General features: G+C 44.7%; 12 protein-coding genes. 11 read left to right on the top strand and 1 reads right to left on the bottom strand.

The annotated features are described in order from the left end of the window. Positions 1-14: 14 nt before the first annotated feature. From ACMXYR_RS06395 to ACMXYR_RS06345, 11 genes are all read left to right on the top strand, one after another. Positions 15-824, top strand: coding sequence for an ABC transporter ATP-binding protein (locus tag ACMXYR_RS06395; protein ID WP_415903358.1), 810 nt, complete (start codon positions 15-17; stop codon positions 822-824). After that, a complete protein-coding gene (locus ACMXYR_RS06390; protein ID WP_415888502.1) occupies positions 821-1,573 on the top strand; it encodes an ABC transporter ATP-binding protein in 753 nt (250 codons plus the stop codon). Before ACMXYR_RS06395 ends, ACMXYR_RS06390 begins: the two co-directional genes overlap by 4 nt. A 68-nt stretch (positions 1,574-1,641) precedes the next feature. Beyond that, on the top strand, positions 1,642-2,850 hold the full coding sequence (locus tag ACMXYR_RS06385) for an ABC transporter substrate-binding protein (protein ID WP_415903357.1): 1,209 nt from the start codon (positions 1,642-1,644) through the stop codon (positions 2,848-2,850). Between the two features lie 80 nt (positions 2,851-2,930). Beyond that, on the top strand, positions 2,931-3,818 hold the full coding sequence (locus ACMXYR_RS06380) for a branched-chain amino acid ABC transporter permease (RefSeq protein WP_415903356.1): 888 nt from the start codon (positions 2,931-2,933) through the stop codon (positions 3,816-3,818). 9 nt (positions 3,819-3,827) lie between these two features. After that, complete coding sequence (locus ACMXYR_RS06375) at positions 3,828-4,754, top strand: branched-chain amino acid ABC transporter permease (protein WP_415903355.1); 927 nt, start codon at positions 3,828-3,830, stop codon at positions 4,752-4,754. 46 nt (positions 4,755-4,800) lie between these two features. Further along, positions 4,801-6,444, top strand: a complete 1,644-nt coding sequence (locus tag ACMXYR_RS06370) for an acyl-CoA synthetase (protein WP_415903633.1) — start codon at positions 4,801-4,803, stop codon at positions 6,442-6,444. Positions 6,445-6,504: 60 nt separating this feature from the next. Then, positions 6,505-7,254, top strand: a complete 750-nt coding sequence (locus ACMXYR_RS06365; protein ID WP_415903354.1) for an electron transfer flavoprotein subunit beta/FixA family protein — start codon at positions 6,505-6,507, stop codon at positions 7,252-7,254. 11 nt (positions 7,255-7,265) lie between these two features. Continuing rightward, the gene (locus ACMXYR_RS06360) at positions 7,266-8,192 is read left to right on the top strand and encodes an electron transfer flavoprotein subunit alpha/FixB family protein (protein ID WP_415903353.1); all 927 of its coding nucleotides are present in this window, start codon (positions 7,266-7,268) and stop codon (positions 8,190-8,192) included. A 132-nt stretch (positions 8,193-8,324) separates the two neighbouring features. Next, positions 8,325-10,097 (top strand): acyl-CoA dehydrogenase, encoded by a 1,773-nt coding sequence (locus ACMXYR_RS06355; RefSeq protein ID WP_415903352.1) that lies wholly within the window; start codon positions 8,325-8,327, stop codon positions 10,095-10,097. A 353-nt stretch (positions 10,098-10,450) separates the two neighbouring features. After that, on the top strand, positions 10,451-12,007 hold the full coding sequence (locus tag ACMXYR_RS06350) for a methyl-accepting chemotaxis protein (RefSeq protein ID WP_415903351.1): 1,557 nt from the start codon (positions 10,451-10,453) through the stop codon (positions 12,005-12,007). 8 nt (positions 12,008-12,015) lie between these two features. Next, a complete protein-coding gene (locus tag ACMXYR_RS06345; RefSeq protein ID WP_415903350.1) occupies positions 12,016-14,121 on the top strand; it encodes an EAL domain-containing protein in 2,106 nt (701 codons plus the stop codon). Between the two features lie 33 nt (positions 14,122-14,154). Here ACMXYR_RS06345 and ACMXYR_RS06340 read toward each other — a convergent pair whose 3' ends face one another. After that, a complete protein-coding gene (locus ACMXYR_RS06340; RefSeq protein WP_415903349.1) occupies positions 14,155-16,086 on the bottom strand; it encodes an ATP-dependent DNA helicase RecQ in 1,932 nt (643 codons plus the stop codon). Positions 16,087-16,284: the final 198 nt, after the last annotated feature.

Below are 16,284 nucleotides of genomic sequence, written 5' to 3'. Positions count from 1 at the left end.
AGAGTAGCGCCACGATGACTCAGCCAAAACAAGACTTCATTCTGGAAACTCGGGACCTAACTAAAGCCTTTAAAGGCTTTACTGCGGTTGATGATGTCAATCTAAAGATCCAACGAGGACACATTCACGCCCTTATCGGCCCTAACGGTGCAGGTAAGACTACCGTATTCAATTTGCTGACCAAATTTTTGCAACCAACAACTGGTCAGATCTTGTTTAATAATGAAGATATCACCTCAATGCAATCTGCAGCGATAGCACGCAAAGGGGTTGTTCGCTCTTTTCAAATCTCTGCCGTTTTTCCGCACTTAACGGTTTTAGAAAACGTCCGTATTGCCCTACAGCGAAAAGAAGGCAACAGCTTTCATTTTTGGCGTTCTGAAAAAATTCTTAACCATTTAAATACTCGCGCTTTAGAACTTCTTGAATCTGTAGGTTTAGAGAGTTTTGCCAACAGCGTTACCGTTGACCTGCCTTATGGCCGCAAACGTGCGTTAGAAATCGCAACCACTCTGGCCTTAGAACCTGAATTGATGCTCCTTGACGAACCAACTCAAGGTATGGGGCACGAAGATGTAGATGTGGTGACAGACCTAATCAAAAAAGTCTCTGCGAACCGCACCATTCTGATGGTTGAACACAACTTACATGTAGTTTCTAAACTTGCTGATCGCATCACCGTACTGCAACGAGGCGCAATTTTAACCGAAGGTGACTACGACACTGTTTCCGCAGATCCACGCGTACGTGAAGCTTACATGGGTACTGCAGCCGAAGAAGTTGAAGCTGAACAAGTAAAACAAGAAGCGGAGGCTGTGGTATGAATCAGGCCGTTAACTTACAGACCAAACACGAAGCTGTTCACGGTAATCAGCGCGAAAAGCTTCGCATTAATAATCTACACGCCTTTTATGGCGAGTCGCATATTCTCCATGGCATCGACCTAACGGTAAACCAAGGTGAATTGGTAACCCTATTGGGCCGTAACGGTTCTGGTCGCTCAACAACCCTAAAAGCCATCATGAATATGGTCGGCAAACGTACCGGCAACATTGTAGTAAATGGCGAGGAAACTATGTCCTTGCCTGCGCATAAGATTGCCCGTTTAGGCCTCGGTTTTTGCCCAGAAGAGCGCGGCATTTTCTCCAGCCTTAATGTTGAAGAAAATCTAATGCTACCGCCTCAAGTACGTTCTGACGGCATGAGTGTAGAAGAGATCTACGAAATATTCCCAAACCTTTACGAACGCAGAACCAGTCAAGGCACCCGTTTATCTGGTGGTGAGCAGCAGATGCTCGCCCTAGGGAGAATTTTGCGCACCGGCGCAAACATCCTATTGCTGGATGAAATTACTGAGGGCCTCGCCCCCGTCATTGTGCAGAAACTGGGCGAGGTTCTTAGTCTCCTCAAAGAAAGAGGATTAACAATTCTGCTAGTCGAGCAAAACTTCCGCTTTGCAGCCCCTATTGCTGACCGTCACTACGTGATGGAGCACGGCCACATTGTTGAAGAAGTTCATGCTCATGAGCTGGAAGCTAAAACAGATTTATTAAATACCTACCTCGGTGTTTAAGCAGTTAAAGAATAAAAACAACATAGATACGACCTTTGAGTAGAAGGTACGGCAACTGGAGCGAGTCAATGAAGACATTTAAAAAATCACTAATCTCAGCAGTTATCACAGGCGCAATGGCAACAGCAGTTTCAGGTGCTGCACTGGCAGAATCTGATGGCAAAATTAAGCTGGGCATTTTGGCAGATATGGGTGGGACATATGCCGATATTTGCGGTCAAGGTTGTGTAACCGCCGCAGAGATGGCAATTGAAGATTTTGGTGGTAAGGCACTTGGACAAGAGATCGAACTAGTTACAGCTGACTCACAGCTAAAACCAGATATCGCCTCTTCTATTGCTCGTAAGTGGGTAGAAGCCGAAGACGTGGATGCGATTGGCGGTTTGGTTTCTTCTGCGGTATCTGGCGCAGTATCGAAAGTTAACCTGAATGCTAAAAAGTTAACACTGATTTCTGGCTCAGCATCCAACACGTTCACAACTAAGAGCTGTAACCCTTACAACGTTCACTGGACTTACAACGTTGTTGCACTAGCAAACGGCACAGTAAAACCTATGGTTCAGTCGGGTAAGAAGAAATGGTTCTTCATCACTGCTGACTATAGCTTTGGTCACGCGCTAGAAGGTGTTGCATCCAAGGTAATCAAAGAAAACGGTGGTGAAGTTGTTGGCACCATCCGCGCCCCTCTAGGCACAACTGACTTCTCTTCTTATGTACTTCAGGCTCAGGCTTCTGGTGCAGACGTAGTTGCACTAGCGAATGCCGGTAACGACACAGTAAACGCACTTAAAACCGCTACTGAATTTGGCTTAACTCAAGAGATGGACGTTGCAGGCCTATTGGTATTCACACCAAACGCTCAAGCGATGGATGCAGATGTTGCAGGCGGCATGCGCTTAACATCTGGCTTCTACTGGGATATGGATGAGAAAACGCGTCAGTGGAGTCAGCGTTTTGAAGAGCGTCACGGTGCAATTCCAAGCATGATTCACGCAGGCGTTTACTCTGTAACAACTCACTACCTAAATGCGGTAAAAGCGGTAGGCAGTGACAACGCTGAAGCAATCGCTAAGAAGATGAAAGAGACTAAACCTGAAGACTTCTTTGCGCGTAATGCAACCCTACGTCCAGACGGCCGCATGGTACACGACATGTTGTATGTAGAAATAAAGAAAGCAGCCGAGCGTAAAGATCAAAACGACATCTACAAAGTACTGAAGGTAATCCCAGCAAATGAGGCTTACAGCCCAATGCTACCTCAGTGCAACTTTTCATAAGAAAAACGCGTGGTGGCAATAGCGATTTGGCTTTGTCACCACACCTGCTTCCAACATCCCTTCGGGATGACTACAGGTAGATGATTGTTATGTTTGATATTAACCTCTTTGCCCTATTTGGCCAGTTATTGGTTGGGTTGATCAACGGCTCATTCTACGCCTTGCTTAGCCTCGGACTGGCCATTATCTTCGGTCTGCTGAAGATAATTAACTTCGCGCAAGGTGCACTCTATATGCTGGGTGCATTTATCGCCTTTCTTGCCCTGAAATATATGGGCATCAATTACTGGGTTGCCTTAATCATTGTGCCACTTTGCGTTGGTCTAATAGGCATACTCATGGAACGTTTCCTAATTCGCCCAATCGCAAACGAAGACCACTTATACAGTTTATTGCTGACCTTTGGTTTAGCATTAATTATTCAAGGTGCCTTCACCCATATGTTTGGCTCTTCTGGCTTGTCATATGCTATTCCGGAAGAATTAAAAGGCGGTAACCGCCTGCCATTTATGTATCTGCCTAATTATCGAGCTTGGATCATTATCGCTTCCATCGTTGTCTGCTTCGGCACTTGGTGGATGATCGAAAAAACCAAACTAGGTGCTTACTTACGTGCAGGTACAGAGAATCCTCAATTGATGCAGGCATTTGGAATCAACGTACCTTTGATTGTCACTTTGACCTTCGGTTTCGGCGTTGCCTTGGCAGGATTCGCTGGCGTAATGGCTGCTCCAGTCTATTCCGTATCCCCTGATATGGGTTCAAACATCTTAATCGTGGTGTTTGCCATCGTTGTTATAGGCGGTATGGGCTCTATCGGTGGCGCCATTCTCACGGGCCTTGGCATGGGGGTCGTTGAAGGTCTAACCAAATATTTTTATCCCGAAGCCTCTACCACCATTATCTTCTTGGTGATGGTTATTGTGCTGCTACTCAAGCCAGCCGGTTTATTCGGTAAAGAAGCTTAGGAGATCGGTATGAATAATCAAAAATTAAATATTGCTCTGCTGGCTCTAGCACTGATCGCACCAGCAGCTCTTTACCCAGTTTTCTTAGCAAAAGTTCTGTGCTTTGCACTATTTGCCTGTGCATTTAACTTACTGCTTGGATTTGTGGGGTTACTTTCCTTTGGTCATGCGGCGTTCTTAGGAACAGGTGGATACATCACCGGCTACCTCATGATCAATAGCGGTATCACGCCTGAACTGGCCATTCTTGCGGGTACTGTCGCCGGCGGCTTGTTAGGTGCGATTTTTGGCAAGCTTGCAGTTAAACGCGAAGGTATCTACTTCGCCATGGTGACCTTGGCTCTGGCTCAATTGGTCTTCTTCCTCTACCTACAAGCACCATTTACTAATGGTGAAGATGGTATGCAAGGTGTACCTCGTGGTGAGCTATTTGGGCTACTAGACCTCAGTAATAACTACACCATGTATTACTTTGTGCTGGCCATCTTTGTATTCGGTTACTGGATGATAAACCGCACCATTCATTCGCCATTTGGCCAAGTATTAAAAGCGATTCGTGATAACGAAGCCCGCGCGACTTCATTGGGTTACGACGTTAATCGTTACAAATGGATTGCCTTCATCATCTCATCTGCTTTGGCGGCACTTGCCGGCTCAACTAAAACGCTGGTTTTCCAATTGGCATCGCTAACTGATGTTCATTGGCATATGTCAGGCGAAGTCATTCTTATGACGCTTGTTGGCGGCGTTGGCACGATCTTCGGCCCAGTATTGGGTGCAGGCTTTATCGTCAGCATGCAGAACTACCTCTCTGGTGGCGAAATGGGCAACTACATTCACATCATTATGGGCGCTGTTTTTGTGGTATGCGTTTTGAGCTTCCGCAGCGGAATAGTCGGCCAATTGATCAAATTTAAACGTAATAACTTTAGCTAAGCGCTTAACGGAGCGTTAGCGAAAAATAGCAAGGAGAGAGACAGTGATCACTTCAGCTTTCGAAACCGATCTGGATAAAAACCTGGCCAATTATTCTGCACTGACACCTATTACGTTTATAGAACGTGCAGCTAGTGTCTATCCAGAACGTACAGCCACTGTTCACGGTGAAATTCGCCGCAGCTGGGCTGAAACCTATAATCGTTGTAAGAAATTAGCCAGTGCACTTAAACAAAAAGGCATTAATCCAGGCGATGCCGTCTCAATTTTGGCACCTAATCTAGCTGAACACTTTGAAGCACATTTTGCCGTGCCTATGTGCGGCGCCGTGCTTAACTCAATTAATATCCGCCTCGACTCAGAAGCCGTTGCTTTTATCCTGCAGCATGCTGAAAGCAAGGTTCTCATTACTGACCGTGAGTTCAGCTCTGTCGTTAAAGGCGCTCTGGAGCTGATGGATCATAAACCTTTCATCATCGACATTGATGATCCTTATTGGACTGAAGGCGAGTTCATCGGCGATATCAAATACGATGATTTCCTCAAACTAGGTGACGAAAACTTCACACCTCATCACGTTAATGATGAGTGGAACGCTATCACACTAAATTACACTTCAGGTACGACAGGTAACCCAAAAGGTGTTGTATACCACCATCGCGGTGCTTACCTAAACGCTATCAGTAACTCCATTTCATGGGGCATGGGCCAGCACCCTGTATATCTGTGGACCCTACCCATGTTCCACTGCAATGGTTGGTGTTTCCCATGGACGATCGCTGCTATGGCAGGTGTTAATGTCTGCCTTCGCCATGTCCGCGCAGATCATATTTTTAATGCGATTAAAGAAGAGAAAGTTGGTTTCTTCTGTGGTGCACCTATCGTTCTAAACATGCTGAATTCAGCTGATGATGAACTTAAAGCTGGCATTGAACATCAAGTAAACGTGATGACTGCAGGTGCAGCGCCACCAGCAGCGGTTATCGCAGGTATGGAAGCCCTAGGCTTTAGCGTAACCCATGTTTACGGTTTGACTGAAACATACGGCCCTTCAGTTGTTTGTGCATGGCACGATGAGTGGAATGATAAAACTGCTGATGAAAAAGCGCGTCTAAAATCTCGTCAAGGCGTGCGAGCGCCAATGCTTGATGGTCTTATGGTTGCAGATCCGACAACAATGGAGCCTGTACCTCAAGATGGCGAAACCATGGGTGAGATCTTCATGCAGGGTAACCTTGTAATGAAGGGCTACCTAAAGAACCCGGAAACCACTGAGAAAGCCTTTGAAGGTGGCTGGTTCCACTCGGGGGATCTGGCGGTATGGCATGCAGATGGCTATATCGAGATTAAAGATCGCTCTAAAGACATCATCATCTCAGGTGGTGAAAACATCTCCTCTATCGAAGTGGAAGATGTTCTTTACCGTCACCCATTTATCCAAGAAGCTGCCGTGGTTGCCAAAAACAATGAAAAATGGGGTGAAACACCTTGTGCATTCGTAGCTCTGAAAACTGGCGCTGAGCGTGATATTACAGAAAAAGAGCTGATCGACTTCTGTCGTGAACACATGGCCCACTTTAAAGCACCGAAGGATATTGTTTTCGGTCCACTACCTAAAACATCGACCGGTAAGATCCAGAAGTTCCTACTTCGAGATCGTGCCAACGGTACAGAACCTCAAAAATCATAAGACTTATAACACCAGAGTGAAAACCTAGGAGCCTAGCTCCTAGGTCGGAGAGGTAAACAGATGAAAATTTTAGTTACCGTAAAACGCGTGATTGATTACAACGTAAAAGTACGCGTTAAAACAGATAACACCGATGTAGATCTAGCCAATGTAAAAATGGCACTCAACCCTTTCTGCGAGATCGCTGTCGAAGAAGCAGTTCGCCTAAAAGAAGCAGGTAAAGCAGAAGAAATCGTTATCGTATCGATTGGACCTAAAGCTTGCCAGGAACAGATTAGAACAGCCTTAGCATTAGGTGCTGATCGTGGTATCCAGATTGAAACAGATGAGCTTCCAGAATCACTAAATGTAGCAAAACTATTAAGCAAAGTGGTCGAAGAGGAACAACCTGATCTAGTCATTATGGGCAAACAAGCAATTGATAGTGACAACAACCAGACAGGTCAGATGCTTGCGGCGCTAACTGATATGCCACAAGGCACATTCGCTTCCGAAGTGAAGGTCGAAGATGCCAAAGCAGTGGTAACACGCGAAGTTGATGGCGGCCTACAAACAGTAGAGCTCAAACTACCTGCAATTGTGACCACTGATCTTCGACTCAATGAACCTCGCTACGCTTCGCTACCAAACATTATGAAAGCTAAACGAAAGCCTTTAGCTATCAAATCCCCTGCTGACTTGGGTGTAGAACTAAAAAGCCACACCAAATTATTGAAAGTAACGCCACCTGCAGAGCGAGCAGCAGGTATTCGAGTAAGCAGCGTTGATGAATTAATCGAGAAGCTTCAGAACGAAGCCAAAGTAATCTAAGGGGGTGATATATGACTATTCTCGTTATAGCAGAACATGACAACCGTACACTAAAACCTGTCACTCTCAACACTGTCACAGCAGCAATGCAAATCGGTGGTGATATTCATCTATTGGTCGCGGGCAGTAACTGTAAAGCGGTAGCCGTTTCAGCCTCAGAAATCGCCGGTGTCAGTAAAGTATTACTTGCTGATGAGCTAGCTTATGAATATCAGCTAGCAGAAAACATGGCTAAGCTGATTACAGAATTAGGTAAGGACTATGATCACATCCTAGCTCCAGCCACTACCTCAGGTAAAAACTATCTACCACGCGTTGCTGCACTACTTGATGTGGTTCAGATCTCCGATATTACCGCAGTTGAATCAGCAACCACATTTCAGCGCCCTATTTATGCGGGTAATGCAGTCGCCACCGTAGAGTCTTTAGATCCGATAAAAGTCATCACTGTACGTACGACCGCTTTTGATGCAGCTGAAACAGGCAATTCGGCAGAGATCAGCGAAATTTCCATTGCTCACGATGCCCAGTTATCTAGCTTGGTCAGCGAAGAAGTTGCTGAATCCGATCGCCCAGAACTGACCGCTGCCAACATTATCATTTCTGGTGGCCGTGGCATGGGTAACGGTGAAAATTTCGGTTTACTCGAGCAAGTAGCAGACAAATTAGGCGCTGCCGTAGGCGCATCCAGAGCAGCGGTTGATGCAGGCTTTGTTCCAAACGATATGCAAGTTGGCCAGACAGGCAAAATTGTCGCGCCAGAACTTTATATCGCTGTAGGTATTTCAGGTGCAATTCAACATCTAGCAGGGATGAAAGATTCCAAAACCATTGTTGCCATCAACAAAGATGAAGAAGCACCTATTTTTTCCGTCGCAGATTATGGCTTAGTTGCTGACCTGTTTGACGTGATGCCAGAGCTACAAAATAAACTGTAGCTCCTTGATGCGGGCTGGGTACATGTCGCCTTTTTACCCAGCTCGCCTTTTTTAAAAGTATTACATAAGACACAAATTAAAGAACGGCTTGGATATTTTTATATGGCCGCTCATTTAAGAGAAGAGAGATTTATGAGCACTTATACTCCACCACTAAAAGATGCCAGCTTTCTACTGAATCAACTGATCGATCTAGATCAGCTATGCAGCGAACAAAATCTGGACGAAGTTAACTCTGAATTAGCCAATGTCATCGTTGAAGAAGCCGGTAAACTCGCTTCTGATGTACTCGCCCCTCTTAACAGTGTGGGCGACCAAAGCGGTGCAAGCGTTGCAGATGGTGCAGTACAAGAAACTGCAGGGTTCTCTGATGCCTACCAACAGTTTATCGAAAATGGTTGGGCAACTTTGACCGGTCCCGAAGAATTTGGCGGCCAGGCACTGCCAAATGTAATTGGCACAGCAGTAAATGAACTTTGGCACTCAGCTAATATGGGCTTTGCACTCTGCCCTATGCTAAGCCAAGGTGCTGTAGAAGCGTTGATTGCTCATGGTAGCGACGAATTAAAAGCGCAATACCTACCACAACTAATCAGTGGTGAATGGACCGGCACCATGAATCTAACTGAACCAAATGCAGGTTCAGATCTTGCAGCGGTAGCATCAAAAGCAATCCCTGAAGGCGATCACTACAAAATTACTGGTCAGAAGATCTTTATCACTTGGGGCGATCACCAGATGACATCTAACATCGTTCATCTAGTCCTTGCTCGCCTACCAGATGCACCTGCTGGTGTTAAAGGGATCTCGCTGTTCATCGTGCCGAAATACCTTTTAGATGAGCAAGGCCAACCGGGTGAATTAAACGACGTAAGCTGTGTATCCCTAGAGCACAAACTCGGTATTCATGGCAGTCCAACTTGCGTAATGAGCTTTGGTGATAATGAGGGTGCGATTGGTTACCTAGTAGGTGAAGCCAACAAGGGCTTAAGCTACATGTTCACAATGATGAACCATGCTCGCCAATCTGTAGGCCTGCAAGGCTTATCTATCTCCGAACGCGCTTACCAGCAAGCACTGCAATACAGCCAAGAGCGCTTCCAGGGCAGCAACCCTGATGGCAGTAAAATTGCGATTATTAATCATCCCGACGTGCGTCGTATGTTGATGGCGATGAAAGCTGGCAATGAAGCAATGCGCGCTCTTGCCTATACCGCTGCCGCAGATATCGACCGTGCACACCATGGCGATCAAGCAAGTAAATCACGCGTAGAGTTTTACACTCCGATTGTAAAAGGCTGGATGACCGAACTTGCGCAAGAGCTGACATCTCTAAACATCCAAGTTCACGGCGGCATGGGTTTTATCGAAGAAACTGGTGCAGCGCAACATTACCGTGATGCACGTATTTTGCCGATTTACGAGGGTACTACAGGTATCCAAGCCTTAGATCTTATCGGCCGTAAAACACTATTCGATAAAGGCGCTGCTCTATCGCAACTACAAGCTGATGTTCAAGCCACAACTGAACTGCTATTACATTCAGATTCAGAAGCACTACAAGAGCTTGGTAAAAAACTTATGACAGCTCTGAGTGATGCGACTGCAGCCGGTAAGTTCATTCTAGAAAATGCTGGCAGCGATAAACAACTAATGGGCAATATCAGTGTCGACAACCTAATGATGATGGGCTACCTAACTGGTGGCTGGTTACTAGCGCAAGGCGCCATCAAAGCTGAAGAGTTAAAAAGCGCGGATAACGACTACGGCAATGACTTCCTTAACGCCAAAGTCTCTACCGCATTGTTCTTTGCTGACCATTATCTTCCAAGAGTAAGCCAACATGCAGCAACACTGCTGACTGGTTTAAATCATACTTTTGCTTTGGATATTGAACAGCTTTAGACCCTCACGTTTACGCTCTTCACGATGGTGGTGTTACCACTCCGGAGCTGTTGGGCTCCTTTAGGCTTAAAGGCCTCTTTGCCCTCCTTTTAGGAGGGCTTTTTTATGCAATAACATCAACCTATTAGATATTAAACGCGCGATGATACAGACCGAACTGTATACTTTTTAAGCCAATCATTGTTGCAGCGCACAATATTTTGTGTCATATATATTTAATCAAATTAATAGATACTAGCCACAAAAAGGGCGACCGAACAGACGGTCAATCACTCATTTGCCCACCAATCGCGGCCTATAAAAATAATTACATGTCGCTCCAGAAACGGATTTAAAAAACTGGAGATCCGAACATGAACACTAGAACAACGGGAATAGAACATACCTATCCAGAAAATGTTCGCTTGATTTCAACAACCGATACTCAAGGTATAATCACCTACGCTAACCCTGAATTTTGCGAAGTTGCGGGTTACTCTCAAGAAGAGCTAATTGGTCAGCATCACAATATTGTGCGTCACCCTGATATGCCAAAAGCAGCTTTCGGCGACCTTTGGCAGCATATGAAGAACGATCAGCCTTGGATGGGCATGGTTAAGAACCGCTGCAAAAACGGTGACCATTACTGGGTTCAAGCTTATGTCATGCCTATCTACAACGATAAAGGCGAGAAAAACGGTTACCAATCTGTTCGGACACGCCCGACAAGTTACCAGATTGAACGTGCCGAAAAAGTTTACGCACAACTTAATAGCTCCCCTAGTAAAATAGTTAAAGGTAAAAGCCTAGCCGCCCGCATTCTGGCAACTACTGCAATTACAAGCCTTTCAATGGCTACTTGCACACTCTTACCCTTTGAAGCTTTTCTCCAATACATAGCTATGTTCGTAATATTTATGATCTCTATGTTTGCGATGTATCGCCATACACATCATCTATCTAAAATTGCTTCAACCACGGATGGGATCTATGCCAATCCACTGGCTCAATTGGTGATGGCTGAAAACATGCATGAGCAAGGCTCAGTGGAGTTAGCGACTCGAATGATGCAAGCCCGCCTAAGGACAGTAGTGGGACGTGTTGAGGACAGTATCAAAACGCTTAATGAAGTTATGCATGAAACCGATGATGCCGTCGCTCAGACAACCTCGGGAATCCATCAGCAAAATGCGGAAAGCGACATGCTTGCCAGTGCGGCGACTCAAATGTCTGCCACAGCACATGATATTGCCGATAACACAGCTCAAACCTCCTCAGCCACACAACATGCATCAGATCTAGCAGAACAAGGCAAAAACAATATCAGTGTAATGTTGGATGGTATCTCAGAGCTAGTAAACGATGTACAAGCGGCCTCAACTTCTTCTGACGAACTTAAACACCAAGCCAATTCGATTGAACAGATTATCAATATAATCAATGAGATCGCAGAACAAACCAATCTACTTGCCCTAAATGCTGCGATAGAAGCAGCTCGAGCAGGAGAACAAGGACGTGGATTTGCAGTAGTAGCAGATGAAGTGAGAACCCTTGCTCAACGAACACAATCCTCCACCAGCGAAATTCGAAATACCATCGATACGATCCAAAAGCAGGTTGAAAAGACAGCTAATGCAATGGAGCGCTGTTCAGGTCAAGCACACAAAGGTATTGAGTTAGCAAAAGAAGCAAGCCTATCATTTGATCAGGTTTCTAATGCAATGACAGAGGTTTCGGATCGGTGCCTACAAGTTGCAAGCGCATCGGAGCAACAAAGTGCCGTTTCAGATGAAATCAACACTAGCATTTTGAGCATTAGAAATGTGGCCAGCTCAAATATGGATGCAGCAGATAAGACAAACCACGCTTGTGACAGCCTTAAAGTACTGGTTAAAGACCTTAACTCTCTGATGAAGACGTTCACTGCCTAGGTGCTGTCATGCATGTCGAATTAGCCACTAGACTGTCTCCACTAGCCATCAATCATGTAGCCTTGCTGGTTACAGCTTTGATTCTGGCCCTATTACTCATACCTCTATGGTATGAGCTGAGGCTTAGTCGCTCTCGGGGATTAATTTCTAAAATATCGTCAGATCTGGAGGAACTGCTAAATAACGAATCAGTCCCGACTCTTCTATGTACTGAAGAGGCAATCATGGGTATGAATAGTTTGGCAAAGGAGTTCTTTAACCTTTCTCCTCTGACACAACCACATAGTTTAAAAAATATCTTCCACCACCTCCCTGAAGAGCTGCATGCAGGATTAAAACGAGGTTTCGAAAAGAACCGTGTATTTAGTTTGACACATCAAAACTGTGATCCTAATTCAGATATCACTATCCATTGCACGCCCAACAATGAAAGCCGCTATTTAATCCGTTTACTAAAAACAAAAGCGATTAAAAAACATGATCGTTATCGCAAAATTAAAGAGAACATCAACCAGCTTTCAACCGGCGCTGTTATTACAGACGTCAACCTGAATGTCGATGAAGTAAATCATCAATTCGAGAAAATAACAGGTTATTCAAACCCAGATATTGTTGGCCGTCATATCTCCAATCTAGGCTCGAATAATAACAAGCGTATTTATGAATCCATGTGGAAAGAGATATCCCGCACAGGTTTATGGTCGGGTGCATTATGGAACGTCAATAAAGAGGGAAATGAGTATTTACAGCATTTAACAATCAGTGAAATAACTGACAATGACGGCATTGTCACCCATTACCTTGGTACTCTTTCCGATCTATCGCAAATTTATAGTATTGATAGTCTAGGCAGTAGCTCCTCAGTTAAGCTAATCCCGCGAATTAAACAGCTCGAAGTCGAGTTTGAACTGCTAATGAATAATGAAGGTTGCGCGAAGGTTATTGTTCTCGACATACAACGTTTCAATACCATTCGTAACACATACGGAGCAGAGGTTGCTGAGAAGCTGGTTGAAGACGTAATTACCAGAATAGCGCAGACCTGTTCAGATAAAGACTATCTTGCCCAAATTGGTAATGATGAAATTGCCATTCTTTGCAGTAGCAACTCTCTGTACGTAAACATGCTACTGCATGAGATAAAACAGGTTATAAACACCCCTTTCTACATAGCAGGAACAGAGGTATCCATCTCTGCTCATATCGGCTTAGCCTCAGCACCAGAACATGGCCAAAATTTAGCTGAGGTTACTAATGCAGCGACTATGGCGCTCAATTCAAAGAAGGATATTAAACAAGGGGCCATCGCGGTATATACCCCAGCAATCAAAAAAGCATCGGTCGAAAACTTAAAAATAGAAGCGCAACTAAGAAATGCAGTCAGCAGTAATGGACTATCTCTTGTTTACCAACCCATCTTTAACCAACAAGCACAACTCGAGAAGGTAGAAGCCCTGTTACGTTGGACCCATTCAGAACTAGGACCCATTTCACCTGCACGCTTTATCCCCCTCGCAGAGGAAACCGGTTTAATTCGAGAGATTGGCGAATGGGTTATCAACGAAGCCTGCAGGCAGCTCAGTGTCTGGCAAGAGATGGGAATTAAAACCTTCCCAGTAGCCATTAACCTCTCCGGTTACCAACTCGGCGATTACAGTTTAGCCGATAGAATTAAGCATGCTTGCAAGCAATATAACCTGCAGCACGATCAACTGATTCTAGAAGTCACTGAATCCGTACTGATGGAACAGATGGAGACCGGGATATCTATTCTTGAAGAACTATCAAAAGCAGGGTTCAGTATCGCAATTGACGATTTTGGGACCGGCTACTCCTCTCTTGCTTACTTGAATCAGTTCCCTGCCAGTATTCTGAAGATTGACCGTAGTTTTATTAACGACATCGGGACGGACTCTGATATGCGCGTTCTCGATTCGATAATTCAACTAGCACATAATCTAGATCTACAGATCGTTGCCGAAGGTATCGAAACCCAAAACCAACTGGCATACCTTCAGAATAAAGGATGCCAGAACTACCAAGGTTTTCTTCTTTCTAAGCCATTAACGCCAGAATCACTACAGCAGCAAAGCTTCGCTCGTCAAAACAGCTAATGCTAGTTCAGCACAGCCCATACTAGACTCGCTCTAAACTAATAAGCCTGTAACCTTCAGCTTCACTTCAGAAAAACGGACACGTTCACAAGAACCAAAGCCTGATAGTTTCCTGGCTTTTAAACGTGTCAGAATTGGCACGCTGATCCCCATTAGAAAACGACACGCAACACCCACTGTCAGATCAACACTTTTATTGTTGAACAGCTGATTTAATTCGTCTAAAAAGCCCATTAGCTCTGCTTCACTTGGTAGTTCTGGAACAGAGGAATAACCTAAGATTGCTGGTTCACCACGACAGGCTGAACAATGACCACACTTTTCTGGCGCATGTTGATCATCAAAATAGCGCGCTAAATTAGCAGTTAAACACCGATCCAATTCAAAAAAGCGAATTAACTGAGCAATCCGCTGAACTTCCTTCTCCTCTTTCTCGCTAAAGTAATCAGCAAGGGATTTAGCCAATTGAGGTTCTGCAAGTTTATTGGTATCGACTGCATAGACTTCGGTGATCTTTTTGGTTTCAAGCACTATCAACTGCTGCTCTTGCAGGTATTCCATCGCCGAAACAACCCGCTGCCGATCACAGCCATAATGCTGATAAAGGCTTTGAAAATCTAAATTCCCCCACACTTTCTTAAACTGAGTATGTTGGAAAATAGCTTCGATAAACTGACGCCGCTCATCTTTAAAACGCTCTAATATCACTTGCTGATCGACCAAGAACTTGTATTTAAAATCGGCAAAATAGGAGTATTTAGGCTGAATAACACCCCGAAGCTCTAACTGAACCAACAAGGTTTTTAGCGGAAGCTGACGGATATTAGCTGCACTAGACAATGGAGAGATCTGCATCTCCCATTGCTGACTACTCTCCTCATCCCGAATATTGTTGATCACATATTCGATGCCCGATAGCTCTGGCGTATCACCGTATACGAAGTTCTCTACCGTAGTAATACCATCTAAATTTGCCAAAGTAATGCAGTGAGATAGCTGACCATCCCTACCAGCCCTACCAATCTCCTGACTGTAGTTTTCAATTGATTTCGGCAGATCATAATGAATTACAAAGCGAACATCAGACTTATCAACCCCCATACCAAAAGCGATGGTAGCAACCACAACAGCTATTCTTCCCGCCATAAAATCGGTTTGAATCTGATGTCTAAGCTCATTATCCAAGCCCGCATGATAAGCAACAGCAGCGGTTCCTTGTTGCTGCAAGTGATTGGCAACCTCTTCTGCGGTTTGTTGCAAAGTAACATAGACAATACCCGAACCGCTTTGCGCTGAAACAACTTGAGCGAGTTGGGCCTTTTTATCCACCTCATTAACTGGCAATACTGTTAAATCCAAGTTAGAGCGATAAAAACCTGTCTGAACTATATGCTCTGCAGCAATATTAAAGCGCTCAGCCATATCTCTTTTAACTTTTCGGGTTGCAGTCGCAGTCAGTAATAATACGGTAGGAATGTTTAATTGCTGACAATACTGAGGGAGTTTCAAATAATCCGGGCGAAAGTTATGTCCCCATTCAGAGATACAATGGGCCTCATCCACCACCAACATTGAGATTGGCACAGAGCTAATAAACTCTCGGAAACGCTCATTCTTAAACCGCTCAACTGAGACCATCAGGATCTTAATCCTGCCCTGGCGAATATCCTGCATAACCTGACGGTTTTCTTCAGGTGTTAACGTCGAATCAATACTTGCAGCAGCAATCCCTTTTTCTTTCAAAAAAGCTAACTGATCTTTCATCAGTGCTAATAACGGCGATACAACCAAGGTTAAATTAGGTAAATGAAGCGCAGTAAATTGATAGCACAGCGATTTACCTGCACCTGTCGGAAAGACGGAAAGAGTCGACTGACCATTCAGTAACTGACGAATGGTTTGCTCTTGCCCTTCCCTAAATTGATCAAAAGAAAAGCACTGTTGTAGTGATTGTTGCAGATCCATAGAAGATTCCTTAGCGCCAAATCCATTTAGCGAAACTGATGAAGTAAGTTGGAACTATACGTGAGACAAAGGCTATCGCGCAAAATGAAAAGTATTGACTGATCTGCCTCAGTTCTTCCATGGCACGGTTAGTGCAGTACCTTTAACAAACAATAAAAACTAAAGGAATTTTTAACCATTTAGACATAATCAAGTGCA

This window comes from Neptuniibacter sp. QD29_5 (assembly GCF_047778125.1).
Lineage (GTDB): Bacteria > Pseudomonadota > Gammaproteobacteria > Pseudomonadales > Balneatricaceae > Neptuniibacter.
This window is presented reverse-complemented; position numbering and strand designations above follow the sequence as displayed.